General features: G+C 76.5%; 20 protein-coding genes and 1 tRNA gene. 4 read left to right on the top strand and 17 right to left on the bottom strand.

Annotation, left to right across the window (positions count from 1 at the left end; genetic code table 11):
• Positions 1–245 precede the first annotated feature (245 nt).
• Positions 246–2,042 carry an EAL domain-containing protein gene (locus AB0E02_RS34065; protein WP_362146891.1) on the bottom strand — a complete coding sequence of 599 codons (1,797 nt, stop codon included), beginning with the start codon at positions 2,040–2,042 and terminating at the stop codon, positions 246–248.
• A gap of 361 nt (positions 2,043–2,403) precedes the next feature.
• Between AB0E02_RS34065 and AB0E02_RS34060 the strand changes: the two genes are divergently transcribed.
• A complete protein-coding gene (locus AB0E02_RS34060) occupies positions 2,404–3,645 on the top strand; it encodes a M6 family metalloprotease domain-containing protein (protein ID WP_362146885.1) in 1,242 nt (413 codons plus the stop codon).
• A gap of 69 nt (positions 3,646–3,714) precedes the next feature.
• Here AB0E02_RS34060 and AB0E02_RS34055 read toward each other — a convergent pair.
• The 6 genes from AB0E02_RS34055 to AB0E02_RS34030 all read right to left on the bottom strand — a co-directional run bounded on the left by AB0E02_RS34055 (position 3,715) and on the right by AB0E02_RS34030 (position 9,584).
• Positions 3,715–3,788: transfer RNA gene (locus AB0E02_RS34055), tRNA-Lys, on the bottom strand.
• A 62-nt stretch (positions 3,789–3,850) separates the two neighbouring features.
• On the bottom strand, positions 3,851–4,498 hold the full coding sequence (locus AB0E02_RS34050; RefSeq protein ID WP_362146882.1) for a bifunctional DNA primase/polymerase: 648 nt from the start codon (positions 4,496–4,498) through the stop codon (positions 3,851–3,853).
• A 225-nt stretch (positions 4,499–4,723) separates the two neighbouring features.
• Positions 4,724–5,107 carry a hypothetical protein gene (locus AB0E02_RS34045; RefSeq protein ID WP_030414020.1) on the bottom strand — a complete coding sequence of 128 codons (384 nt, stop codon included), beginning with the start codon at positions 5,105–5,107 and terminating at the stop codon, positions 4,724–4,726.
• A 132-nt stretch (positions 5,108–5,239) separates the two neighbouring features.
• Positions 5,240–6,610, bottom strand: coding sequence for an AAA domain-containing protein (locus AB0E02_RS34040; protein ID WP_362146878.1), 1,371 nt, complete (start codon positions 6,608–6,610; stop codon positions 5,240–5,242).
• A gap of 67 nt (positions 6,611–6,677) precedes the next feature.
• Positions 6,678–8,228 (bottom strand): hypothetical protein, encoded by a 1,551-nt coding sequence (locus AB0E02_RS34035; RefSeq protein WP_362146875.1) that lies wholly within the window; start codon positions 8,226–8,228, stop codon positions 6,678–6,680.
• A complete protein-coding gene (locus tag AB0E02_RS34030) occupies positions 8,229–9,584 on the bottom strand; it encodes a hypothetical protein (RefSeq protein ID WP_362146874.1) in 1,356 nt (451 codons plus the stop codon). It lies immediately after the preceding gene.
• Positions 9,585–9,805: 221 nt separating this feature from the next.
• On the opposite strand from AB0E02_RS34030, the gene AB0E02_RS34025 reads away from it, so the two are divergent.
• Positions 9,806–10,399: a histidine phosphatase family protein gene (locus tag AB0E02_RS34025; RefSeq protein WP_362146871.1), complete on the top strand. Its 594-nt coding sequence runs from the start codon at positions 9,806–9,808 to the stop codon at positions 10,397–10,399.
• A 92-nt stretch (positions 10,400–10,491) separates the two neighbouring features.
• Here AB0E02_RS34025 and AB0E02_RS34020 read toward each other — a convergent pair whose 3' ends face one another.
• Positions 10,492–11,979 carry a tetratricopeptide repeat protein gene (locus AB0E02_RS34020; RefSeq protein ID WP_362146868.1) on the bottom strand — a complete coding sequence of 496 codons (1,488 nt, stop codon included), beginning with the start codon at positions 11,977–11,979 and terminating at the stop codon, positions 10,492–10,494.
• Between the two features lie 245 nt (positions 11,980–12,224).
• On the opposite strand from AB0E02_RS34020, the gene AB0E02_RS34015 reads away from it, so the two are divergent.
• Positions 12,225–12,692 (top strand): hypothetical protein, encoded by a 468-nt coding sequence (locus AB0E02_RS34015; RefSeq protein ID WP_362146865.1) that lies wholly within the window; start codon positions 12,225–12,227, stop codon positions 12,690–12,692.
• 99 nt (positions 12,693–12,791) lie between these two features.
• Here the strand turns inward: AB0E02_RS34015 and AB0E02_RS34010 are convergent, their stop codons facing one another.
• Positions 12,792–14,090, bottom strand: coding sequence for an NAD(P)-binding domain-containing protein (locus tag AB0E02_RS34010; protein ID WP_362146863.1), 1,299 nt, complete (start codon positions 14,088–14,090; stop codon positions 12,792–12,794).
• A gap of 275 nt (positions 14,091–14,365) precedes the next feature.
• Between AB0E02_RS34010 and AB0E02_RS34005 the strand changes: the two genes are divergently transcribed.
• Entirely contained in the window at positions 14,366–15,391 is a 1,026-nt protein-coding gene (locus AB0E02_RS34005; RefSeq protein WP_362146860.1) for a glycosyl hydrolase, read from the top strand.
• A gap of 17 nt (positions 15,392–15,408) precedes the next feature.
• Here the strand turns inward: AB0E02_RS34005 and AB0E02_RS34000 are convergent, their stop codons facing one another.
• From AB0E02_RS34000 to AB0E02_RS33965, 8 genes are all read right to left on the bottom strand, one after another.
• Positions 15,409–16,542: a GNAT family N-acetyltransferase gene (locus AB0E02_RS34000; protein WP_362146858.1), complete on the bottom strand. Its 1,134-nt coding sequence runs from the start codon at positions 16,540–16,542 to the stop codon at positions 15,409–15,411.
• Positions 16,539–17,231, bottom strand: a complete 693-nt coding sequence (locus AB0E02_RS33995) for a lipopolysaccharide biosynthesis protein (protein WP_362146855.1) — start codon at positions 17,229–17,231, stop codon at positions 16,539–16,541. Before AB0E02_RS33995 ends, AB0E02_RS34000 begins: the two co-directional genes overlap by 4 nt.
• 8 nt (positions 17,232–17,239) lie before the next feature.
• The gene (locus tag AB0E02_RS33990) at positions 17,240–18,520 is read right to left on the bottom strand and encodes a glycosyltransferase (protein ID WP_362146853.1); all 1,281 of its coding nucleotides are present in this window, start codon (positions 18,518–18,520) and stop codon (positions 17,240–17,242) included.
• Positions 18,517–19,317 carry a polysaccharide deacetylase family protein gene (locus AB0E02_RS33985; protein WP_362146888.1) on the bottom strand — a complete coding sequence of 267 codons (801 nt, stop codon included), beginning with the start codon at positions 19,315–19,317 and terminating at the stop codon, positions 18,517–18,519. The genes AB0E02_RS33990 and AB0E02_RS33985 overlap by 4 nt, the downstream gene beginning before the upstream one ends.
• Before the next feature lie 91 nt (positions 19,318–19,408).
• Entirely contained in the window at positions 19,409–21,082 is a 1,674-nt protein-coding gene (locus AB0E02_RS33980) for a lipid II flippase MurJ (RefSeq protein ID WP_362146851.1), read from the bottom strand.
• Positions 21,022–22,401, bottom strand: a complete 1,380-nt coding sequence (locus AB0E02_RS33975; RefSeq protein WP_362146848.1) for an O-antigen ligase family protein — start codon at positions 22,399–22,401, stop codon at positions 21,022–21,024. The genes AB0E02_RS33980 and AB0E02_RS33975 overlap by 61 nt, the downstream gene beginning before the upstream one ends.
• Complete coding sequence (locus AB0E02_RS33970) at positions 22,398–23,897, bottom strand: exopolysaccharide biosynthesis polyprenyl glycosylphosphotransferase (RefSeq protein ID WP_362146845.1); 1,500 nt, start codon at positions 23,895–23,897, stop codon at positions 22,398–22,400. The genes AB0E02_RS33975 and AB0E02_RS33970 overlap by 4 nt, the downstream gene beginning before the upstream one ends.
• Complete coding sequence (locus AB0E02_RS33965) at positions 23,894–25,081, bottom strand: glycosyltransferase family 4 protein (RefSeq protein ID WP_362146842.1); 1,188 nt, start codon at positions 25,079–25,081, stop codon at positions 23,894–23,896. Before AB0E02_RS33965 ends, AB0E02_RS33970 begins: the two co-directional genes overlap by 4 nt.
• Positions 25,082–25,118: the final 37 nt, after the last annotated feature.

Below are 25,118 nucleotides of genomic sequence, written 5' to 3'. Positions count from 1 at the left end.
CGGTCGCCCTGCGCGGCAGCCTCACCGATGCCCTCCTGGTCCTCTACCGCAGGCTGCCCGCCGACAGCGACCGGGTGGAGGTGCTGGGCGAGCGTTCGGACGTAAAGCGAAGCAGTCCGAAAACCCGCCCCCGGAGGACCGACCCCGCAACCCACCACCCACCAGGCGCCCCCGGCCCTGAACCCACCCCCGCCGAAGGCGGGAAAGACAGCAACCACCACGGCGGGCCAGCCGGAAACGTACGGCTAGATGAACAACGCCGCGACCCGATCCGGCGCTACGGGGCGGGAGTAGAGCCACCCCTGCCCCGTGTCGCAGCCGATGCGGCGAAGCCGCTCCGCCTGTTCGGCGCTTTCGACGCATTCGGCGGTGACCGTGAGCCCGAGGCGGTGGGCCAGTGCCACCAGCGCCTCGACGATCATCTCGTCGGCCGGATTGGGGTGTTCCTGGGAGCGGAACCCGCGGACGAACGACCCGTCGAGCTTCAATACGGAAACCGGGAGGCGGCTGAGGTAGGCGAGGTTGGAGTAGCCGGTGCCGAAGTCGTCGATGGCGATCCGTACGCCCATGTCGCTGAGCGCCTGGAGGGCCTGGAGCGGGCGGCCGGCGGAGCCCATCACCGCCGACTCGGTCAGTTCCAGCTGGAGCAGCTGCGGCGGCAGCCCGGTCTCGGCGAGGATCCCGGCCACGTCCGCGACCAGGTCGGAGTCCCAGACCTGACGTACGGCCACATTGACGCTGACGAACAGCGGCCGGCCGCCGGGGTGCGCCAGCTGCCAGGCGCGGGCCTGGTGGCAGGCGCGTTCCAGCACCCACCGGCCCAGTTCGACGATCGCGCCGTTCTCCTCCGCCAGCGCGATGAACCGATTCGGCGACAGCGTGCCGAACTGCGGGTGCCGCCACCGCACCAGCGCCTCGACGCCCTGCGCCCGGCCGTCCCCCAGTCCGACCAGCGGTTGGTACTCCAGGGTGAATTCGCCGCGGTCGACGGCCGGGCGCAGGGTGCTGGAGAGGGCCTGCCGGGTCATCCGGTGGGCGTTGCGCTCGGGGTCGAAGAGGGTCCAGCGGGCCTTGCCGTCCTCCTTGGCCCAGTACAGCGTGGTGTCCGCGGCCTGCATCAGGCCGGTCGCGGTGGTGCCGCCGGCGGCCCGTTCCACCACGCCGATGCTGGCCGACACCGAAAGCCGCTGCCCGGCCAGGTCGAACGGGCGCTGCAGCGCGTCCAGCACGCGCTGGGCCAGCTCGGCCAGCTGGTCGGTGCCGGTGGAGTCCTCCACCAACAGGGCGAATTCGTCGCCGCCGAGCCGCGCCACCAGATGCCCGGGGCGGCCCGTACCGCGGTCTTCGTCGGTCTCCGCGCAGCGCATCAGCCGCTGCGCCACCGCGCTGAGCAGCCGGTCGCCGACCCGGTGCCCGAGGGTGTCGTTGACGGCCTTGAAGCCGTCCAGGTCGAGGTAGCAGAGCCCGATCCGGCCGGTGCCGGTCGCGTCGAAGGCGGCCGTCTCCAGGGCGGCGGCGAGCCGCTCGAAGAACAGCGCCCGGTTGGGCAGCCGGGTCACCGGGTCGTGCATCTGCAGGTGCCGCAGCCGGGCGAGCAGGTCGTGGCGGTCGCTGATGTCGGCCACCGACAGCAGCATCCGCTCCTCGCCGCTGAGCGGTTCCGGCGTCAGTGGCTCGACCGTCACCTCCACCCAGACGGAGTGCCCCTCGGGGTGTTTGAGGCGGCGGGTGCAGCGCAGCCGGTCGCTGCGGCCGCACAGCACCTCGCGGTAGGCGGTCCACACCCGGGGGTCGGCGCCCAGGTCGGTGAGGTCCGCCGCGGTCGCCGCCACCAGGCCGTCGGGGTCGGCGCCGACCAGCTCGCCGAAGGCGGGGTTGGCGGCCAGGACCAGTCCGTCGCGGTTGAGCACGGCCATCGCCAGGCGCCCCGCGTGGAAGGCGGCGCGGTAGTCGCCGAGGGAGGCGGCGGAGTCGTCGTGGCGGCCGGCCGGGGCGGGCCGGGCGTCGCCGGATTCTTTGGGGGTGCCGTTACGTTCCGTCACCGAGGGCAGCGTCGCTCCGGGCGTGCGGCCCGGGCCGTCGGGGTGTCCGCTCACTGCTCGCTCCCGCTTGGCGCTTGTCTCGTGATGGAGGGGGGATCCCGCGCTGGAAAGTGTGGCGATCATAGAGGCTGGCACGAGGGCCGATCCAGCGACGCAGCCGTGCTCCCCGGCCCACATGACGGAACTTCAGCCATTTCTGCCCGGCTCTGTTCGCAGCGGTTGCCCTGTTGGTCGATTGTGACTGTCCGTTACGGCACGGCGGAGACGCGCCGGTCACTCGTCCGGGCCCCGGAAACAGGACGAATAGCATTAAATCGCCACAGGGTAGATGAGGTCCCCGAATCCGTCCCTGGAGGTACGTGTGCCGCGCGCCCAGACGCCCGACGGGGGCGATCACCGTCGCCTGCGGCGCCTGGCGGCGATCCTCACCTCGCTGAGCGCGCTGATCGCCACGTCCATCGTCACCGGGCCCGCCACCGCCTCGGAGGCCGCCCTCCCCTGTGCGCTGGGCCGCAGCGAGGCCCATCACTCCGAGGGCCTGGACAACTGGAACGGCTCCTACACCCGCCCGGACCGCCCGCTCGACGCGGTGCTGATCTACCTCTCCTTCCCGGACTCCCGGCCGGCCGCCACCCCGCAGGCGCTGGCCCGCGACTACTTCCCCGCCACCTCGGCCTTCTTCGAGCGCGCCTCCTACGGCCGCTTCCGGCTGCGCCCGCACGTCCACCGCCCCTGGGTGCGGATGCCACGCTCGTCCGTGGCGTACGGCATACGGCGCGACTGGGACGCCGGACGGCGCGCGGCCTACCTGCGCGACGCGGTCGCCGCCGCCGATCCCTCGGTGGACTTCGGCCGCTACGACATGGTCTATTTCGTCGCCGATCCGGAAGCGCCCGGCGTCGATTCGGACGCCACCAAAGTGGTCAACCTCGATCAGCCGATGCACGCCGACGATCACGAGCTGCGCCGGTTCGTCACCGTCTTCGAGCAGAGCCCGCCGGACCGCAACGTCCTCGCGCACGAGACCGGTCATGTTTTCGACCTGCCCGATCTGTACCACCGGCCACAGAGCGGCAAGGGTGACTGGGACACCTATGTGGGGGACTGGGACCTCATGGGCAGCCAGTTCGGACTGGCGCCCGACCCCTTCGCCTGGCACAAGTGGAAGCTCGGCTGGATCGCCGACAACCAGGTTGACTGCGTCGACCTCGCGCGCCCCGGCCTGTACTCGCTCCGCACCCTGACCGCCCCCCTCGAACCCCGCGGCCAGCGCCGCCCGCGGCTGCTGGTGCTCCGTACCGGCCCCGACAGCGCGCTGGCCATCGAGGCGCGCAGCGCCCAGGGCAACGACCGCGCCCTGTGCAGCGAGGGCGTCCTCGCGTACCGCGTCGACAGCGCGACCGCCTCCGGCTCGGGCCCGGTCCACGTCCTCGACGGCCACCCCGCCACCTCGGCCTGCTGGGGCACCTCCGTCTACCCGCCGCTCGCGGACGCGCCCCTGGGCGTGGGGGAGAGCATGGACGACGCCCGGGACGGCGTACGGATCCAGGTGGCCGGGCGGACCGGTGACGGCGACTGGGCGGTCAAGATCGGCCACGGCTGACGGCCGGGCTGCATCGGTCCGTACCCATGACGAAGGCCCCCACCTGAGGTGAGGGCCTTCGACCGTCTGTGCGCCGCCAGGGACTCGAACCCCGGACCCGCTGATTAAGAGTCAGCTGCTCTAACCAACTGAGCTAGCGGCGCCTGCTGACGGGGAAAACATTAGCATCCTGATCGGGGAGGACAAAAATCGGTTTCCCACGGGCCTAGGCCAGCGCCGAAACGCGGGGCTGACCTGCGGCTTCCCCTGTGACTGCCGCTGACTCCTGGGCCGCCGGGCGGGCCGCGCGGACACAGGCCCACAGCAGCACGTCCGGCCCCGGCAGCCAGGGCCGGCGAACGTCCGGGGCCACCAGCCACCGGGAGGCCGCGACGGCGTCGTCGGCCGGTGCGGTGATCGACTGTGGGGCGCCATGCGGGCGCGTACGGGCGGCGGGGGCGGGGTGCGGGTGCAGCGGCGGGATGGTCACCGCGTCCCCGCTGCCGTGGCACAGCAGCGGCGGGACGGCCGCCGCCCACTCCTCCCAGACCAGCAGCGCCGGCAGCCGCTGGGCGGTGCCCGGGGCGGCGAACAGCAGGATCCGCCCGCGGTGCGCGGCCACCGGCCCGGAGCCGGGGCCGGCGGACCACAGCCGGTCCACCATCCGCCGCCCGAACAGCGCCGGGGCGTTGATCACGTCGAAGGCCGTCCCGCACGGCAGCACGCTCGGCGCGTCCGGGTGCAGCGCCCACAGGGCGTGCAGGTCGTCCGGGTGGGGGCCGGCCGAGGCGAGCCAGTCGGCGCCGGCGAGGGTGACGTACGACGTGGCGGGGTGGGCGGGGGTGCGGGCGAGGTCGGGCAGCCGGTCACTCATGGGGACAGGTCTACCGATACGGCCCGTACGGGCTCGGCTGATTGCCGGAAATCGGGACAGCGCGGCACGGGACCCGGTACCTTGCCCCTTCGCATATGCCAGCGGCTCATGGTTGGTGACCATGAGCCGTCGTGGGGCGTCTGTGGCGGATGTGAACGAGCGGCGGGTCGGTCCGCGGCGGTCGGTCGACGGGCGGGTCAGGGCAGGGTCAGGGCAGGGACAGGGTCAGTCCATGTCGCCGAGCAGCGTGCTGCCGCTCCGCATCAGGCTGCGGCCGAACTCGATCATCTTCTGCGCGTAGTCCTCGGTCCACTCGGCCTGCTCCGCGAGCACGGCCAGCGGCAGCCGGTCGAACCGGCTCGGGTCGGCCAGCTGGGCGGCGGCCAGCGCCTGGAACTCCGTGGCGCGGTCGGCCGCGGCGCGGAAGGCCAGGGTCAGCTCCGTCGCGCGGCTGAGCAGCTCGCGCGGGTCCTCTATCGACTCCAGGTCGAAGAAGTGCTCGGGGTCGGCAACGGCCTCGGGTGGTTCGAAGAGCAGCTGCGCGGGCTTCATGCGCCGTGGCCTCGGTGCCGTACCACGGGGATCGGGAGCCGGTCGCGGCTCGGACATGTACGTACCTCCAGATCGTGTGCCGCATTCCATTGTCCCGCCTCGCGCAAGTGCGCCCTGGGGCGTGAGGTGCACGGAGGGGGTGCCGGTGGCCCACCGGGTCCTTTCCGCCCGGACCAAGGGCCGGGGTTCTCAAGGCCGCCAGGCCACCCGGTGCTCCTGCAGGTGTGCGAGGACGGCGTGGTTGGCCTCCCAGCCGTCCGGGAACTTCACCGTGACGCCCAGGCTGACCGGCTCGGTCGAGGGGTGCTCGTCGAGGAGGTCCGCGACGCCGGCCCGGCAGACCACGATGCAGGCGTGGCGGTGCCGGGAGGCGAGCACGCACAGCCGGCCGGTCTCCAGATGGAACGCGGTGGCGTCGGGGCGCCCGGAGAGCGGGTGCAGGACGACGGTGACGTCGAACTCGCGGCCCTGCAGGCGGTTGGCGGTGTCCACCGTGACGTCGGACACGCCCAGCTCGGCGAGGGCGGCGCGGACCGCGGCGGCCTGGTCGCGGTGGGCCGTGCCGACCGCGACCCGGGCGGCGGTCAGCGGCGTCGGCTCCGGCGCGTGCTCACCGCTCGCCGCGCCGCCGCGGTCCAGCAGCCGCCGCACCACCAGGGCCACCGCCCGCACCGCCTCCGGGTCCGTCCGCGGCGTCCGGCGGGCGGGCAGCTCCAGCAGACCCCACCCGGACCCGGCGGCCTCGTCCAGGACCCGGTCCACGCCCGAGCCGTCGCCCGGCACCCCGAACGCCAGCCGGCGCTCACCGGGCCCGGTGCCGCTGCGGAACGGCGTGTACGGGTAGAACGCGGCGGACACCAGGGGAGCGGCCGAGGCGGGCAGCCGCCAGGAGACCGGCAGGCGGTGCTGCGGCAGGTCGGGGTTGTGGGCGAGGAGGGTGGAGACGGCGCTGGCCGACGGGTCGTACGTCAGCCCGGCCCACTGCTCGGCGCCGACCACGCTGAACGGGTCGAGCTGGCCGGGGTCGCCCACGAACAGCGCCCGCTCGAAGAGCCCGGCCACGCTCAGCAGCGCGTCCGACCGCATCTGGTACGCCTCGTCCACGATGGCGTGCCGCCACGGCTCCTCGACCTTGGTGTAGGCCCACTTCGCGGCCGTCGACACCACCACGTCCAGCCCGGCCAGATCGGCGATCTTCGCGGACGTACGGACCGCCGGCAGCTCGGCCAGCGCCGGGTCGCACGCGCCGGGCTCACTGCTGTGCAGCCGGCCCACGGGCAGCTCGGGGTCCTTCTCGGCGAGCCGCAGCACCAGGTCGTCGACCTGCGCGTTGGTCTGCGCGACGATCATCAACGGGCGCCCGGCGGCGGCCAGTTCGCGGGCCGCGCGGACGACCAGGGTGGACTTGCCGGCACCCGGCGGGGAGTCGACGACGACGCCGCGGCGGGTGCCGTGCAGCGTGTCGCGCAGGATCGCGTCGGTGGCCGCCGCGGCCGCCACGGAGGGATCGGCGTCCCGGGCGCCGGCGGCGGTGGGGGGCGGGTCCTGAAGGGCCGTCATTCCGCGGTGATCTCCCAAGGCGTGGCGGGCGGGGCGGTCCGGGGGCAGGGGTGGGTGCGGGTCCGGGTCACAGGAAATCCTCCGCGGTCACCGGGTCGGCGGTCTCGTGCGGGGTGTCGGTGGCGGCGGAGGGCGGGCCGCCGTGGGTCCACGGGGTGTCCTCCGGGTCCGGGAGCTCCGGGCCGCCGCGCGGGGCGTGCTCGAACAGCGTCCAGCAGACCGGGTCCGCGGGCTCGGGCACGGAGCCCGGCTCCGGGGTCCGGCCCCGGCCCATCCCGCCGGTCAGCCGCACCACCAGCACCTCCGGCTCGCCCGGCGCGTACGCCACGAACTCGGCGGGCTGGGTCCGGCCGTCCGCCAGCGGGCGGTAGAGCTTGGCGCCGGCGGACAACAGCGGGCGGTCGGCGGTGCGCAGCGTCACCAGGGGGCGCGGCATCGGGCGCTTGCCCTCGGACATCGCCATCTCCACGGCGGTCACCCTGCCCTCGAACGCCTCCCCGGCCAGCCGGCGGCCCGCCATCACCAGCGGGTCGTCCAGCGCCTCCTGGGCGTCCAGCTGCGCCTGCGCGGTCTCCCGGGCGGCCAGCTTCTGCGCGGCGGTGACCGCGTCGTCCCGCCGGGGCTGCGGGGGTTCACCGGCGCGCACCCGGTCGCGGTGCGCCGTGTACGACCAGCGGTCGCGCTTCCAGCGGTCGGCGACCCGGGCGCCCTCGGGGAGCGCCCGCAGCAGGTCGATGCCGCGCCAGACGGCGTCCCAGGTCGGCCGCAACTGGCCCTCCAGCAGGGCGCGCAGCTCCTCCTCGGCGCCCGGCAGACCGGCGTCGTAGCGGGCCATCGCGGGCGCGAGCAGGCGGTTGTCGAACGCCGGGTCCGTGGCCGGTCCGGCGGGCGGGCACCGCAGCTGGCCGTCCGCGTCGCGCGCCGACTCGGCGAACTCGGCGGCCTCCCGGCCGGACCTCCCCGGCGGCGGGTCGATCCAGGCGAGCAGCGCCCCCAGGTGCTGGTCCTCCAGCACGCTCTGGCCGGTCGCCCAATGGCGGGCCAGCAGCCCCGTCATGGGCAGCAGCAGACCGGCGCCGGGGACCCGGGCGCGCTCGCCGAAATGCGTCAGCCAGCGGCCCAGCAGCGGGACGTGCGGCGGCGCCGGATGGGGCGCCTCCGGATCCTGCTCGGCCGTCCGCCGGAACCGCATCGAGCGGCCCAGCAGCCGGACGTACTCCACACCGGCCGCGCTGGGGACGATCAACTGTGGGGCGTCCGCGCACAGTTCGACCTGCACCGGGACCTTCTTGCCGGTCTCGGGGTCGGTCTCCTTGCGCTCCTCCCACTCCACGGCGTCGGCGAAGCCGTCCACGTACGGGAGCACGGTCTCGGCCAGCTCGGCCAGGAACGCGAACCGCAGATCGCGGTTGCGCGGCTGCGGGACGGCCAGCAGGGCGGGCTTCTCGCGGTCGGTGCCGACCAGCGCGCCCAGCGGGGCACCGGCCTCGCCCGCGGTCGTCAACGGCACGAGGACCAGCGGTTTTTCGGAGAGGTGGCGGTGCCGGACCGTACAGCGCGGGCGGGCGCGCCCGGCGGCCACCGCCTCCATCCGGGCCAGCGTCTCGATCAGCGACATCTATGCCTCCTCCGCTCGCGGGCGGGGCACACGGGGCTCTTCCACCGGCGTCTGCGGTACGTGGCACCCTTCCGCCGGCGTCTGCGGTACGGCGGCGGCCGCCAGGGCTTCGGCGCGCAGCGCGGCGGCCCGGCGCAGGGCGAGGACGGTCGGATCGTCGGGGCCGGCCGGGTCGTCGCCCCCGTCGCCGGTCCGGTCCCCGGGGCGGGCCGCCGCCAGCACCTCCTCGATGGTGCGCAGGGCGCCCAGCTCGCCCCGGACGCCGCGGCCCAGCGCCTCCACCGCGCCCTCCTCGCGGGCCTGCTTCCGGCAGTGGAAGGCCAGCTCGCAGGCGGCCAGGCACTCGGGGGCGTAGGCCGCGCCGACCGCCCCCACGGCCGCGGCCAGCTCCTTCGCCGGGCGGGTCGGGGTCTTGCCGTCGTCCGCCATCCGCAGATCGAAGGTGGTCCCCTCCGGGAGGGCGGCGGCGATCTCCTCGACCCGGGTGAGCCGGCCCAACTGCCGCCGGGTCGTGGACAGTTGCTTGCGGACGTCGACGGCCGCGGCGGTGGGGAGGTTGGAGAAGTCCTTCGGGCACACCAGCAGCACCCGGTCACGGATCCGCACCGCGCGGCCCGTGTGCCCGGCGGTGTGCGCGGCGACCTGTTCCAGGGCGAGCACGTACACCGCCGCCTGGCGGGCCGCGGCGCCCACCTTGGCGGCGTCCGCCGAACCGTCGATCATCGGGAAGGACTTGATCTCCACGACCGTCCAGGTGCCGTCCGGATGCACCACCACCGCATCCGGCTCCACATAGGCGGGCGAGCCGGCCACGTCGACCGCCAGCATCGGATGGTCGAGCAGCGTCCACCCGCCGGCCGCGGTCGCCTCGCGCAGCGCCAGCGCCGTACGCGCCGCGCGGCCCTCCGGCCCCGCCGCGGACAGGTCCGGCGCGGCCGCCGCTCCGGGCCCTTCCGGCTCCGGCGGCGGGCTCCCCGGGTCGAGCCGCTCCCGCACCAGCCGCAGCAGCTCCGCACCGCCGTCCGCCTTCACCCGGGCCTCGAACGCATTGCCCCGCACGAACGCGAACTGCGACTGCCCGTACCCCGCCGGCGAACCGAGGGCCCCGGCCAGCGCGCCCTTGTCGACGCCCGCACCGTCCAGCAGCGCCCGGCGCCGGCAGCCGGGATTGGCGGCCAGCGCGGCGAGCGCCCGGGCGTCGAGCGACCGGGGGCGCACGCCGGGACCGCGCAGCTCGCTGAGCCGCCGGCGCAGGCTCGATGACGGCGGCGCCTGCCCCGCCGGAGGACCGGTCGCCACGGCTCGACTGTCGCGGAAAACGTTCACCTGCCGAAGTCTCGCATCCGGCACCGACATCCAGCACCGACATCCACCACCGGCATCCGGCCCCGGCAGCGACACCGACCTCCGGCACCGGCATCGGGCACGGGGCCGGGAGCGGCGGAGGCGCCCGTGGCAGTGGGGGGTGGGTTCGGACAAAACGCCCCCATGGGCGATGATGGAAAACCCGCGGTCAATGCCGCCCGCGCCGAACGATGATGAGTAAGTGGCCGAGAGATCGGCGAAAGGTGCGACCCATGGCAGCGCGCATAATCCTGGCCCGGCACGGGAAGACCGAGTGGTCCGTTTCCGGCAGGCACACCGGGCGTACGGACATCCCGCTGCTGGACGAGGGCCGTCGCGGCGCGAAGCTGCTCGGTGAGCGACTGCACCACGCGCCCTGGGACGGCCTGCCGGGCGTCGAGGTCCGCACCAGCCCCCTGGTCCGCGCGAAGGAGACCTGCGAGCTGGCCGGCTTCGGTGACCGGGCGCAGGAGTGGGACGCGCTGATGGAGATCGACTACGGCGCGTACGAGGGGCTGACGCCCGCCCAGATCCAGGCCGGCCGGCCGGGGTGGCTGATCTGGCGGGACGGCGTGCCCGAGGGCGAGTCGCTGGCCGAGGTCTCCGCGCGGGCGGACGAGGTCGTCGCCTGGGCGCGGTCGGCCGACCGGGACGTGCTGGTCTTCGCGCACGGGCACATCCTGCGCGCCCTCGGCGCCCGCTGGCTGGGCCTGGACATCTCGTTCGGCGCCCGCATCCGCCTGGAGCCGACGTCCCTGTCGGTGCTCGGCTGGGCCTACGGGGAGCCGGCGATCGAGCGCTGGAACGACACGGGCCACCTGGGCTGACGCCGGTCACCTCCGACTCGACCGGGAGTCCGGGAGACGGCCGGTCCGCGCGACGGCCGGCCCGTACACCGGCTCCCCCGACCCCCGGCCCGCTAGTCCGCGCCGACCATGCCGACCGCCCCCACTGCCCCCTCCGCCTCACCTTCACCTTCACCCTCACCCTCGCGCTCGGCCTCCCCCGCCGCCGCGTGCCGGGACAGGAAGTCGGCGACCGGGGGGAGGGTGTGGTGGGGGCGGAGGGTGTGGGCGGTGGTGGCGAGCAGGGTGCGGATGCGGGCGGAGCGGACCTGGGCGAGGAGGGCCAGGACGCGCAGGCCGGCCGCGGCGGCCTCCTCGGGGGCGCCGTCCGCGGCGAGGTCGGCGGCCAGTTCCGCGGTGAACAGCGCGATGTTGCGGGTGAAGTGCGGGTCCTGGAGGGCCACCGCGCGGTGCGCGTGCTCGGCGGCGCGGCCGGCGTCGCCGAGGGCCGACCAGCACTGCGCCTCAAGACCCGCCAGTTCCGCCTCGCCGTAGAAGGTCATCCACTCGGGGTCGCCGTCCCGCGGCCCGCCGGCGAACAGCCGCTCGGCGCGGGCCAGTGCCTGCTCGCAGCCGGAACGATCGGCCAGCCCCGCCCAGCCGCCCGCCTCGCGCAGCGCCAGCAGGGACAGCAGCCGCGGCGAGGCGAGGTGCTTGGCGGCCTGCTGCCCGGCCTGTGCGGCGCGCACCGCCTCGCGCGGGCGGCCGGCGTCGCGGGCGAGGAAGGCGGTGTTGCAGAACGCGTGCGCCTCCAGGGCGGCGTCGCCGCAGACCCGGGCGGTGGCCAGCGCCTCGGCGTAGTGGGAGCGGGCGTCGTCGAAGCGGCCGGAGTCGTGGGCCAGCCAGCCGACGGAGATGGCGAGTTCACCGGCGCCGGTGTGCAGCCGGTCGGCGACCGAACGGTGCCGGACGTCGGCCTCCAGCAGGTCGTAGGCGGCGCGCAGCGGCTGGGTGGCGCGGTGGTAGATGCCCTCCGCGCCGTGCCGGTCGTCCAGCAGCCGGATGTGCCGGACGGCCTGTTCGACGGCGGTGGCCTCGGCCGCGCCGGCGCGGCCGCCGGCGGGTGGGCGGGGCGGGGGCACGCGGTCGGATGCGGCGGCAGCGGCCTCGATGGGGTGCAGGGCGACGAAGCCCAGGGCTGCCGCCGGGCCGCCGGTGATGAACGCGCGACGCAGCACGTCGCTCTCCTCGCAGATCTGGATACGGGTATCGCGGTGGTCGGGGTCGGTTGCCAGGGGCGCGGCGCTGACCGCCGCCGTACGCGCCCCCCGTCCGCGTACCGCCTCGCGCGGCGCGAAGCCCATGTCGGGCAGCGTCAGCCCGGGGAACATGTGCCGGAACACCCGCTCGTAGGCGTAGTTCGGACACCGGATCTCCCCGGACTCGACGCGCCCCACATAGCGGGCGTCGCACGAGACCTGCTCACCGATCTCACGGGCGGACCGTCGGACCGCCGCCGCGAACTCGCCCGGGGACAGCCGGCCGCGCAGCTGTCGGAAGGCGGTGTTCGGGCGGGCGGGTACGGTACGGGACGACGCTGATCGTGCTGCTGGCGACGCCATGGCGGACCCTCTCCGTGCCCTCTCCGTGCCATCTGTGTGGCGATGCCGCGTCCTGGCGGTGCGGCGGGACGACCGTACCGGCTGTGACGACACCGATACGCACAGTTTGGCTACAAACCGGATATCTCACGCGTGATCTGCCATGAACTGCCATCCTTTGCAGCGTTACGCCGCCGTAGCTGTTGACACGTCCGACCGTTGAATTCGGTGTAAAGGGACTGCGGCTGCAGGAGGAGGGGTTTTCCGTGTGGGAGACCGGCGTGAGCAGGGGCGGCAACGGGTCCGCGGGCCAGGCCGGCGGCCGGCGGAGGCAGGTCGTGCCGGGCGGGACGCCCGCCGTTCCGGCGCAGCCCTGCGACCTCGTGACGGTGCCCGCCCGGCAGGGGCTGGAGGCCGTGGACATCCTGCGGCTGCGGGACGGCGTGGGCCCGGTGCTGCACGACGGGGCCTGCGACACCCTCGGTTTCCTCGTACCGCCGGGCACGGCCGCGGGCTGGGACGTGCCGGGCAGTGCCTGCACCCAGACCCACGGCCGGGGGATCGTGCTGGGGGCCGCGGGCGGTGACGGTGTGCCGGACGGGCCGCCGGTGACCGGGAGCGGCTGGCTGGTGTCGCCGGAGGGTGCGGGGGCGGCGGCCACGGACCCGGTCGTGCTGCGGGCGGCGCTCGGGGAGGCGGCGCGGACGATCGCGGCGGTCGACAGCTGTCAGTGACCGCCCGCCCGGAGGCGAGGGAACGAGGTGCGGGGCCGCCCGGTGTGTGCCGGGCGGCCCCTTCGGTGTGCCGTGCCGGTGCCGCGGGTGCGGGCCGGCCTAGACGGCGGGCTCGTCGGCCGGGGCGTCCGGGGCCGGGCCGCCCGCGGGGGCCGGGGTGGTGGCCCCGGCCGGGCGGGGGATGGTGGCGGTGCCGGGCCGGTCTCCGAGCCTGCGCCGGACGCCGCGTACCACCCGTGCCGCGGTGAAGGCCGCGCCGTGCACGAAGCGCATCGACGGGCCGAAGGACGGCGCGGTCAGCAGGCCGGCGAAGAACAGGCCGGGCCAGGAGGACTCGAAACCGGCGCTCAGTTCGGGGGCCCGGCTGCCGCCGACCGTCCGCAGGGTGGTGCGCACCCGGGGGTGCAGCAGCCGCAGCCGTCCCACGTCAGGGGTGAAGCCGGTGGCGGCCACCACATGGTGGGTGTCGAGGGTTTCGGTACTCCCCTCCGTATGGGTGAGATGGAGCCGTACGCCGTCGCCGTGCGGGACCGCGGCCCGGAGCCGGTGGTGGAGCAGGAGCGGTACGGCGGATTCGAAGCGTTCGCGCAGCCACCAGGCGCCGGCCGGGCCCAGCGCGGTCTCGGTGAGCCGTACCCGGGTCGGCGCCGGCAACCGGCGTACCGCGCCGGGGAGTTGGGACCAGGCCCAGTTCGGCCAGCCGGTGCCGAGGGCGCTGTGCGGGTCGCGCAGGGCGCGCAGCCGGCCGCGGCCGAGGGGCTGCGGCGGGGCGTTCCAGCGCAGCCGGTCGGCGCGGGCGACGACCTGGGGGCGGGCGCCCTGTTCGGCGAGCAGGGTCGCGGTCTCCAGGGCGCCCTGGCCGGAGCCGATGACGGTGACGTGCCGGCCGGTGAAGCGGGACAGGTCGCGGTGGTCGCTGCTGTGCGAGGCGAGTGCGGCGGGGAGGTCGAGCAGCGGCCAGGGGCGGTGGGCGAACGGCGGCAGGCCGACGGCGAGGACGACGGTGCGGGCCGCGATCAGTTCGCCGGTGTCCGTCGCCACCCGGAAGCCGTCGTCGCCGTCCGGGCGGACCGCGGTGACGGTGGTCTCGTCGATCTGCGGGAGGGCCCGTTCGGCGAACCAGCTTCCGTACGCGGTGAAGGTGTCGAGGGGCAGCGGGACGCCGTGCTCGGCGGTCAGGTCGTGGGCGGCGCAGTAGTCGGCCAGGGTGTGGCCGCCGGCGGGGGAGGAGAGGCCGGTGGCCCAGGGCTCGGATTGGAGGAGCATGCCGGCGGGCATGTGGTCGCGCCAGGAGGCCATCGGCCGGCCCAGGACCCGCAGCCGTAGTCCGGCCGCCGCCGCGTGGGCGGCGATCGAGAGTCCGTAGGGGCCGGCGCCCACCACCACGAGGTCGTACATGGGTGTCTTCCTGCTCTTTCTGGTCGCTGGTCGTCGCTTGCTGGTCGTTCAGTGCGCTGCGGTGCGGAGGCGTGCGAAGCGTGCGGCGCCTCAGGGCCGGGACCACCTTCGATGGACCGTGCGGGGGACCGGAGGTCGCCGATGGGCTACCGGAATGCGTTCCGGGGCGGCGTCCGGGCTATCTCCTTGGTGCCGTCCCGGGACGCTTCCTGAACGGCCGTCATGTGTCAGCGCACCGGACCGCGGGCGTCCGCGGCGGAGCCACCGGAGGCACCATGTCCCAGCGCAACCGGCGGAGGGCGGCAGCCACCGCGGCCGGCGCGCTGCTGACGTGCCTGCTGGCCGCCGCCCCGGTGGTGTCCGCGGCCGGCCCGCCGCCCCCGGTGCCGCTCGGGGCGTTCCTCGGGTCCGACGCCCGGGGGGTGCGGCGGATGACGGCGCTCCGGCAGTGGCTGGGCGGCACCGACGTCCGGGTGGGCCACACCTACCTGCCCGGCAACAACTGGTCGGACATCGAGGGCGATCCGGTGTTCCTGTGGCCGTGGGCGGTCTGGCGGCACGGGGCGCCCGGCCGGATGTTCGTGCTGAACGTGCCGATGCTGGCGCCCGACGAGGCGCGGCTGCCGGACGCCGAGGTGCGCCGGCTGCTGGGCACGGCAGCGGCGGGCGGCTTCGACGGGCATTTCCGCACCCTCGCCCGGCGCCTGGTCGGGGCGGGCCTGCCGGACACCGTGCTCACCCTGGGGTGGGAGATGAACGGCATCACCTACACCCACCGCTGCGCGCCCGACCCCGTGGCCTGGAAGGCGTACTGGCGGCGGATCGTCGCCGTGATGCGGTCGGTGCCGGGGCAGCGGTTCCGGTTCGACTTCGCGCCGAGCCGGGGGCGGGACGCGATCGGCTGGACCCGCTGCTACCCGGGCGACGACGTCGTGGACGTCCTCGGCATGGACTCCTACGACCAGCCGGCCGGGGAGACCTTCGACACGATGGTCCGCGAACCGTACGGGCTCCAGGCCCAGGTGGACTTCGCGGCCGCGCACCGCAAGCAGATCTCGTACCCGGAGTGGGGCCTGTTCCGCAACGGCGACAACCCCGGTTTCGTGATCCGCATGCTGGACTGGATGGCGCGGCACCCGCCGCTCTACCAGACGATCACCGACTACTGCCCGCACGGCGTGTGGCAGTGCCGGGCCAACCCGCGCGCCGCACAGGCGTACCGGCGGGTGCTCTACGGCGTGCCGGATGCGGCCGGGCCCACCGGGACGCCGCCGCCGGTGCCGGCGCGGTCCGTCCGGTAAGCGGTGGTTCGGGCAGGTCATGGCCGGCCGGCACCCCTCGCGCGTACGGTGCCCCGCCGGGCCCGCAGGCCGCGCAGCGAGGTCATCCGCTCGCGGGCCAGGCGGGCGGCCAGCGCCCGGCCGGTGATCCGGGCCGCGTACAGCCCGAGGGCGGGTGCCTGCGCGCGGCGGGCCAGCAGCAGCCGCTGGTTGGTCACCGGCACCGGCCGCCAGTGCAGCTTGTACGGTTCGGTGCCGCGCAGCAGGCTCAGCGCGCCGCGGCCGGTGTCCACCACGTGGCGCGCGTCGTGGCGCATCAGCATCGCGGTGATGTCGACCTTGCGGTCGCGGAGTTCGGGGTCGGCGCCGTAGAGGTAGCCGCCGGCCAGGTCGGCGGACATCAGCAGGATGTCGGCGGCCATCACCCGGCCGTCCATCCGGTACTCGGTCAGCACCGCGTCGCCGCTGCCGACCATCTCCCGTGCGGCGCGCGCCAGATGGGTGGCGAACCGGGGCCGCAGGTGCTCCGGCGTCACGCCCCGGCCCTGCCACTGCAGGCCGTGCAGCCGCAGCATGTTCCGCACCGAGGAGGGCACGTCCCGGGCCGGGACGGTGCGTTCCTCGATGCCCAGCGCGTCGAGCTTGCGGAGCTTGGCGCGGACCCGGCGGGCCCGGGGGCCGGCCAGCCGGCCCAGCAGGTCGTCCATCGGCAGGCCGGGCAGCTCCAGGGTGACCGAGTCGTCGAGCCGGCGGTGCGGGCCCGGCCAGGCCGCGTAGAGCCGCTCGGCGGCGGCGCCCGGCCGCACCTCGCGCAGGTCCACCAGCGCGCCGCGGGCCGCCCGGTGCACCCCGGCGGCGAGCTCCGCGGCCGCCGGGCCGGGGCAGGAGTCGTCCAGCAGGACGTCGGAGAAGTCCGAGATGGCGCCGCCGAGCGGCACCAGGACGGGCAGCGGACGGTACGTCAGCATCAGCGGCGCCGCCGCCACCAGCCGCCCGCCGCGGTGCACCAGCACGATCCGCAGCCGCCCCGGCGTCCCGTACGACAGCCACCACGAGTGCAGCCAGGAGTGGCTCTGGAACGGGGTGGCCGCCCGGCAGCGGCGGTGCAGCGCCCGCCAGTCGGCGGCCAGCGCGGCGAACGCGGCCGGGTCGCGGCAGACCGTCGTGGTCATCGCACCGCGTCCTCGGCGGCCGGTACGGCGCCCGCCTCGACCGCGGCGACGGCCGGGGTCGGGACCGATCCGCCGGCCCGTACCGCGGGGCGCCGCTCGCGCGGCCGGACCAGAAGCACCAGCCCGCCCAGCAGGCCGCCCGCCGCGCCGCCCACCGCGGTGGCCAGCGGTGCGGACGGCGAGACCGGCGCGTCCGGGGCCGAGGCGCGGGCGAGGACCAGCAGGTGGGCGCCGGTGCGGGCGGCGGTGCGGTTGCCGGTCCCGGCCAGCGCGCGGGTCACCGCGTTGGCGAGGTCGGCGGCGGCGGCCGGGGTGCGCGCGGTGCCGGTGACCTCGATCATCGGGGCATCCGGTGAGGTCGCCGCCCGGATGCCGCCGCGCAGCGTGCCGAGCGGCAGTCCGGAGGTCCGGTGCGCGTCGGCCAGCACCGCGCCGCTGGTGGCGATCCGGCCGTACGCCTGGGCGAAGCCGAGCGCGGCGGCCGGGTCGGCGCCCTTGCCGGGCACCACGACGACGTAGCCGGTCGCGGCGTAGCGCGGCGGCTCGACCGTCTGGTACACCGCCCCGCCGGCCGCGCCGAGCAGGGCGGCGAGCGGCACCGGCCACCAGCGGGGCAGCAGGCCGACCCGGTCCCGCAGCCGGCCGAGCGCGGCCCGCGGACCGGGGGCGTGGTTCACGGTTCCGTGCACGGCGCCGCCTACCGGTTGGTGAGCGTGGACGGGGCGGGTGCCGGGGACGGGTCCGGCAGCGAGACCACCCCGGAGGGGTGACCCGGTGCGGGCGCGGTGGCGCGCCATCGTGCCGCGGCGGTGGCCAGGGCCTCCTCGTAGACGGCCGTCAGGGCCTCGGCGCTGCGGGCGATGTCGTAGCGGCGGACCACCGGCGGGACGGGCAGCCGGCCCGGCCCCTGCCGTCTCAACTCCCGTAGTGCGGTGGCGAGTTCGTGTACGCCGGGGCTGAAGCGGCGGGCGCCGGGGGCCTGGTCCTCCGGCAGTTCGTCGACCGCCGGGCAGCTGCCGTACAGCACGTGCAGCCCGGACGCCAGCGCCTCCAGGACGGCCAGGCCGAACGCCTCCTCGGGGGAGGGGGAGACGAAGACGTCGATGGCGGAGAGCAGGCCGGGGATGTCCGGCCGCGCGCCGGGCGGTGCGGCGTCGGTGCCGCCGGTGCGGGCCCAGGCGTCGGCCCGGCCCGCGGCCAGTGCGTCGAACGCCCCGTCCCGCGCGCCCAGGAGGTGGATCCGGTCGCCCGAGCCGAACTGCTCGGCCATCCGCCGCAGCATTTCCCGCTCCGGCCCCTCGCCGGCCAGCAGCAGGTGCACTCCGGGCAGTTGGGTCACCGCGCGGACCAGGACGTCGAACCGTTTGCCGGGCACCAGCCGGCCCACCCCGCCGACCACGAACGCGTCCACCGGCAGCCCGAGGCGGGTGCGGACCAGCGCCCGGGCGGCCGGGTCGAAGGCGAAACGGTGCGCCTCGATGCCGTTGGGGACGACGTGGATGCGCTCCCCGGGCACGCCCCAGCGGCGCAGCCGGGCGGCGACGGTGTCCGAGACCGCGACGGTCGCCGAGCCCAGCCGCTCGGTGGCCCGGTACAGCGCGCGCACGCTCCGGGTGAGCCGGCGGCCCTCGATGACCGCGTCGCCGAGGGAGTGCTCGGTGGCGACCACCGCCCGGACCCCGGCCAGCCGGGCGGCGATCCGGCCGTAGACGCAGGCCCGGTAGAGATGGGTGTGGACGAGGTCGTGGCCGCCGGCGCGGATCAGCCGGGCCAGCCGGGGCAGGGCGGTCAGATCGCGGTTGCCGGTCATGCCGAGGTGGGTGACGGGGGTGCCGTCGGCCTCGATGCCCGCGGCGACCGGGCCGGGATCGGTCAGGGTGACGACCTCGCAGGTGGCGGGCAGCCGGCGCAGCATCAGCCGCAGCTGCTGCTCGGCGCCGCCCACGTCGAGGCCGGTGATGACGTGCAGGACTTTCACCGGGGGCCTCCAGGGGTAGCGGTAGCGGCCGGGGACGGCGGGTTGGTGTTGTGGGTGCTGTCCGGGCCGGACGGTGTCGCGGGCCGGGGCAGCGGGGTCTCGTCGGGGAGCGGGGCGCGGCGGCGCAGCGGGTGCAGGGCCCGCTTGAGGGAGAGCCGCCAGGGGGTGTCGGCGGCGCCGATGTGCACCCGCGGCAGGGCGTGCCGGCCGGTGAGCGGGCCGGGGGCGAGGGCGCAGGCGTAGCCGTAGCCGGCCGCGCGCACCGCCGCGACGGCCCGGGCGTCGACCCCGCCGTAGGGGTAGCAGAAGCCGTCCGGGGCCCGGCCGGTGAGCTCGGTGAGCCGGGACCGGCTGACCGCCGTCTCCCGCTCCCGGGTGACCGGGTCGGCGGTGGTGAGGTCCTGGTGCAGCAGCCCGTGCGAGCCGACCTCCATGCCGGCGGCGGCGACCGCGCGGATGCCGTCCTCGGTCAGCAGCGGTTTGCGCGGGCCCCTGGGATCCCAGGAGTTGAGCCCGCCGGCCCGGCCGGGCAGCACGAACACCGTGGCGGTGCAGTCGTGGCGGCGCAGCAGCGGAAGCGCGCCGGTGAGGAAGTCGGCGTAGCCGTCGTCGAAGGTCAGCCCGACCAGTCCGGCGTCGCGCCCGGCGGCCCGGGCGCGCAGCAGCTCGCCGACCGCCACCCCGCGCAGCCCGCGGTCGCGCAGCCAGCGCAGCTGACGGTCCAGCAGACCGGGGGAGACGGTGATCCGGTACGGATCGTCCGCGCGGCCGGCGGTGTCGGCGACCGAGTGGTACATCAGGATCCAGGGCGGGCCGCCGCGGCCGGGGCGGCGGCGGACGGCGGTGCGGCCGGGGGCCGGCGGGGCGGGGGCGCGCTGCGGCGGCGGTTCAACGGGCATGGGCGAGCTTTCCTTTGACGACGACGAGCAGGTGCCGGGCCTCGGGGGCCCGAACGGCGAGGGCGGTGCCGGCGAACACGGCCGGCACCAGCAGCGCACCGGCCGCCGCGCCGAGCAGCGGGTCGGCGGGCAGCGCGGCGAGCGGGCCGCCCACCGCGACCGCAGCGGCGGCGGCGAGGGCCAGCCGGCCCAGCCCGGCGGCGATCCGGCGCACCCGGACGGCGACGACCCGGGTGCCGAGACCGTGCAGCAGGAGTGCGGCGGTGGTGGTGATGCCCGCGGCGTTGGCGGCCGCGAGGCCGGGCGCCCCCCACCAGCGGACCGCGGGCAGCCCGGTCCCGGCGGTGACCAGCAGCCCGGCGGCCATCGCGCCGGCCGGGTACCAGGTGGGCCGCCCGGCCGCGCAGAACGGCCGGATCAGCGCCCCGGCCAGGCTGTGGCCGAGCAGTCCGAGCGCGTACACCCGCATCACGGCCGCGGTGGCGGCGGTGTCGGCGGCGGTGAACGCGCCGCGCGCGAAGAGGACGCCGGTGATCTGCGGGGCGCAGGCGGCCACGTACGCGGCGCCCAGCAGCACCACCAGCCCCGCCAGCGACAGGTCCCGGGCGATCCGGTGGCCGGCCCGCGCGGTCTCCCCGTCGGCGACCGCCCGGGCCACCACCGGGAACGTGACGGTGCAGACCATCAGGGACAGCACCATCGGCAACTGGGCGACCTTCTGCGCGTAGTTGAGGTGCGAGATGGCCCCGGCCGGCAGACCGGAGGCGAGGAACCGTTCGACGAGGACCTGCGCCTGCCGGCCGACGGTGAAGCAGACGACCGGTGCCAGCAGCCCGGCCACCGGCAGCGGAGCCGTCCCGCCCGCGACCGCCCGGCACAGTCGCGGTGGCGGCAACACCCGTACGAACGCCGGGAGTTGGACCGCCACCATCAGGGCACCGCCGAGCGCGACCCCGGCCGCGGCGGCCCGCACCCCCCAGTCGGCGTGCAGCGCCAGCATCGTGCCGGTGATCGTGAGGTTGTACGCCACGTAGATCGCGGCGGGCGCGGCGAAGCTGCGGTGGGCGCGCAGCGCCGCGCTGAGGTAGCCGGCGACACCGAAGGTAAGAACGGTCAGCGCGGTCAGCCGGGTGCAGTCGACCGCGGCGGCCGGGTCGGCGAGCCCCGGCGCCAGCAGCCGGACGAGCAGCGGTGGGCCGGCCGCGAGCAGCGCGGAGCCGCCGGCCAGCGCGGCGCACAGCCGGGGAAGGGTGGCGCCGAGCAGGACCCGCACCGGGTCGGCGGCGTCCGGCACACCGGCCCCCGCGGCCCGCGCCGCCAGCGCCCGGCTGAACGCGGGCACCAGCAGCAGCGCCATACCGTCCTCGATCAGCAGCGTGGCCGCCATCTCCGGGACCGTCCAGGCGACCAGGAACGCGTCGGTGGCGCGGCCCGCGCCGAACAGCCGGGCCAGGGTCTGGTCGCGCAGCAGACCGCACAGCGCACCGGCGGCGGTCAGCCCGGCGGTGAGCGCGGCGGCCCTCGCCGGAAAGCGGCCGAGCGGGGCGGGCGCACCGGGTGCGGCCGGCGCGCCGCCCGGGCGTACGGCGGCCGGGGCCCCGGTCACCGCGCCGCCGTCCCGCCGCCCGGCACCGGCCACCGGCCGGGTGCCAGCGCCCACCATCCGACCAGCCCGAGCGCCACCGCGGTCAGCACCGTCGACGGCCCGCCGATGTCGGCGGAGAGGAAGTCGACGGCCTGCCAGACCAGCAGTCCCGTCGCGGCGAGCCCGCAGTCCGTGGCGCGACGGGCGCGCAGGGCCGCGCGCAGCCGCCGCACCCCGCACACCAGCAGCACCGCCCAGCCGCCCACCAGCGCGGTCGCGCCGATCAGCCCCTGTTCGGCGAGCGCCAGCAGATAGATGTTGTGCGGGGAGAGCAGCGGTTCGCGCCGGAAGGCGACCCCGGCGCCCGCGGTGTCGCCGCCGGACGACAGGCCCAGCGAGGCGTGGCCGTCGCGTTCGGCGGGGAACTGCTTGAGCCCGGCGCCGGTCAGCGGGTGGTCGCGCCAGATGCCGGCCGCGGCGGCCCAGAGCGCATAGCGGTCGGTGACCGAGCGGTCCGGGGCGTCGGAGACCGCGCCGATGCTGGCGACCCGTTCGCCGAGCAGGTCGGAGCCCGCTCCGGCCCCGCCCATCAGCAGCACCGCCGCGGCGGTCAGCACGGCCAGCGCCGGTACGGCGACCCGGGCACTGGCCGTCAGCAGGACGGCCGCGCCGGCCGCCGCGGTGGCGATCCAGGCGCCCCGGCTGAACGACACCGCGAGCGGCACGGTCAGCACCGCCGCGCAGACCAGGGCGGCCGGCCGCTGCCAGCGCGGGGCCCGCGGGCCGGGCGCCAGGCCCAGGGCGAGCGCCGCCGTCAGGCCGTACCCGACGGCCGTGGCCATCCCCATGACGTCCGACGGCCCGAACGTGCCGACCGCCCGCACCTGGTGCCCCATATAAGAGGCACCGGTCGCGGTCAGGTACTGGTGCACGCCGATCGCGCCCTGCACCAGGGCGAGCAGCACCAGCGCCCCGGCCAGCACCCGGAAGTCCCGGGCGTCCCGCAGCGTCAGCACCAGCGCCGCCGGTACGAGGACGAAGACCTGCAGATGGCGGACGAGTCCGGGCAGGCTCGCGGCCGGGTCGGCGGAGGTGACGGTGGCCAGCGCGAGCGCGGCGACCGGCGCACCAAGGACCAGTGCGGCGGTCCGGCCGAGCGGCCGCGGGCGGTGCCGCAGCAGCCGCAGCCCGCACACGGCCACCAGGACCGCGGAGGCGGCGTCGGCCGGGGTGACCGTGCCGAGGGGGGTGACCCGGGCGGCCTCGGCGGGCGCGCAGAGCAGCAGGACCGTCGTCAGCGCGGGGAGCAGCGGCGCGCCGTGCCGGGCCGCCGTCCGGGCCCGGTCCGCGGCGCACCACGGCCCGGCCGGGACGGACGCCGCCGCGCCCGCGCTCATCCGCGCTCCCGCCGCAGCAGCGCGCCGGCGGTGCGCAGCAGGATCCGCAGGTCCTGCCCCGTCGACCAGCTGTCGATGTAGAGGTTGTCGAAGCGGGCCCGGTCCTCGATGGAGGTGTCGCCGCGCAGCCCGTGCACCTGCGCGAGCCCGGTCAGCCCGGCCGGCATCCGGTGCCGGGCCGCGTACTCGGGGTACTGCCGGCTGAACCGCTCCACGAAGAAGGGGCGTTCCGGGCGCGGCCCGACCAGGCTCATGTCGCCGCGCAGCACGTTCCACAGCTGGGGCAGCTCGTCCAGCGCGGTGCGCCGCAGCAGCCGGCCGACCCGGCTCGTCCGGCCGTCGTCGTCCGGCACCGTCCAGCTGGTGGCGGGGTCGTGGTCGTCGTCCGGGCGCAGGGTGCGGAACTTCAGCAGGGTGAAGGGGCGACCGCCGCGGCCGATCCGCTCCTGCCGGAAGAGCACGCCGGGCCCGTCGGCGAGCCGTACCGCCAGCGCACAGCCCAGCAGCAGCGGGGCCGCGGCCAGCAGCGCCGGTCCGGCGAGGGCCAGGTCCAGGGCCCGCTTCCGCCGGCCGCCGAGCCGCGGCGGGGTGGTGTCCAGCGGGCGGCAGGCGAACCCCCACAGGTGGTCGGTGCCCGGTTCCGGCGGCCGGCCCTCCCGGCCCGCCGCGGCACCGGCCAGCCAGATCGCCGAGCCCTGGTCGACGAAGCGGCGCAGCAGCGCGGCGGTGTGCGGATCGCCGTACGGCGGCACGGTGAACACCGCGTCGCGGACGGTGTGGGCGATGACGGACCGGGTGATGTCCTGGAAGGACGTCAGGCGGGGCAGCGCACGGGCCGCGCCGCCCGTGGGCACTTCGGCCGGGCCGGGCACCACCGGGGCCGGCGGGACCAGCCCGACCGGGCGCATGCCGTACTCGGGGTGCGCCAGCAGCGCGGCGGCCAGCTGCCGGGCGACCGGATCGGGGCCGACGACCAGCGTGGCGCGTGGCCGGCGGCGGGCCAGGTTGCGGCGCGCCCGGTGGACCATGGACCGGCCGCCGCACACCAGCAGGGAGTGCGCGGCCACCGTGCACCCGAGCGTGGTGAGCGGCAGCGCCTGGCCGGGCGTGACGGCGGCGAGCAGTCCGGCCGCCGTGCACCAGCACACCAGGGCCCGGCCCAGCAGCGCGGGCAGGTCCTGGATCACGCTCGGGGCCGGGCCGGGGCGGTAGAGCCCGGCCTGGAGGTGGAGCAGCAGCAGCGCCGGTACGAGGGCGCCGAGCGCGGCCGGCCGGAGGCCGGGGCCCAGGGCGAGCGGTGCCGCGCCGGCGACGGCGAGCGCGTCGACGGCCACCAGCCAGGCCACCCTCCGCCGCCGGCCGCGGCCGGCCCGGGGCGGGGGCAGCGGCTGCCACTGGGGGCCGCGCGGCGGGTGGACCACGGGCGCCGCCGGGCGGGCCGCCGCGGGCGGCCGGACCTGGGCAAAGGGGTGTGTGTCCGCGCTCTCGGTGGTCATCGTCCGCTCCGCTCCGCGCGTTCCGGGCCGGCTGCCCCGAGCAGTTCGCGGTACAGCGCCACGACCGCGCCCGCGGTGCGCCGTACGTCACCGGTCGCCCGGGTGTGCGCCAGGGCCCGGCGGCCCAGCTCGGTGCGCAGGTGAGGGCGGGTCAGCAGCCCGCGGAGCGCCTGCGCGAGCGCCGCGGGGTCGCCGGGCGGCACCAGGCAGTGCGGCGCCGCGCCCGGCGGCAGGACCTCCCGGGCGCCGCCGACGTCGGTGACCACGACGGGCCGGCCGCAGGCCATCGCCTCCAGCGGGGCCAGCGCCATGCCCTCCCAGCGCGACGGCAGAACGGCCACATCGGCCGCCCGGTACCAGGGGACGGTGTCCGCCGCGGCGCCCGCGAACCGCACGCCGGGCGGCGCCGCGGTCCGCAGCCGGGCCTGGTCGGGGCCGTCGCCGACCAGCACCAGCACGGCGTCCGGGACCGCGGTCCGCACCGCCGGCCAGGCCCGCAGCAGCGTCCGCTGGTCCTTCTGCGGGCACAGCCGCCCCACGCAGACCACCAGCGGGGCCTCGGGCGCGAGTCCGGCGAGGGCGGGCAGCGAGCGGCGCAGCGCCTGGCGGGCCGCGGCGTCGTCGTACGCGGGGGAGCAGCGGTGCAGGTCCACGCCGTTGCGGACCACCGCCCACCGGCCGGGCACGCCGGCCGCTTCGCCCCGCTGCCGCTCCGCCTCGCTCACGCACAGCACCCGGTGCGTCCAGCGGGCCGCGTACCGCTCCCAGCCGACCGCCAGCCGCGCCGCCGTCCCGCCGACCGCCTCGAAGGACCAGGCGTGCGGCTGGTGGACCGTGGGGATCCGGCCCCGGACGGCCAGCCGGGCGGCCAGCCCGGCCTTGGCGCTGTGCGCGTGCACGAGGTCCGGGCCCAGCCGCCGGATCAGCCGGGCCAGCCGACCGGTCTCACCGGGCAGCGCCGGGCCCGGGGCGCGGCGGGCCGGCCAGGGGGCCGTCTCGGCGCCCGCCGCCGCGGCGTCCCGCAGCAGCGCGCCGTCCGGCGGCGCGGCCACCACGGTCCGCAGGCCCGCGGCGACCTGGGCGCGCACCAGGTCGGCGACGACCCGGGCCACCCCGCCGTCGACGGGCTGGGAAACGTGGAGCACCGTGGGCCGCTCACGGGACCTCAGCTCTTGCGCCGCCACGCACCGCTCCCCTGATCACCGGGCCGACAGAACTCTT

Source organism: Streptomyces sp. NPDC048196 (assembly GCF_040652715.1).
GTDB lineage: Bacteria > Actinomycetota > Actinomycetes > Streptomycetales > Streptomycetaceae > Streptomyces > Streptomyces siderophoricus.
The sequence above is the reverse complement of the archived record's forward strand: the minus strand, read 5'-3'. Positions and strand labels throughout refer to the sequence as shown.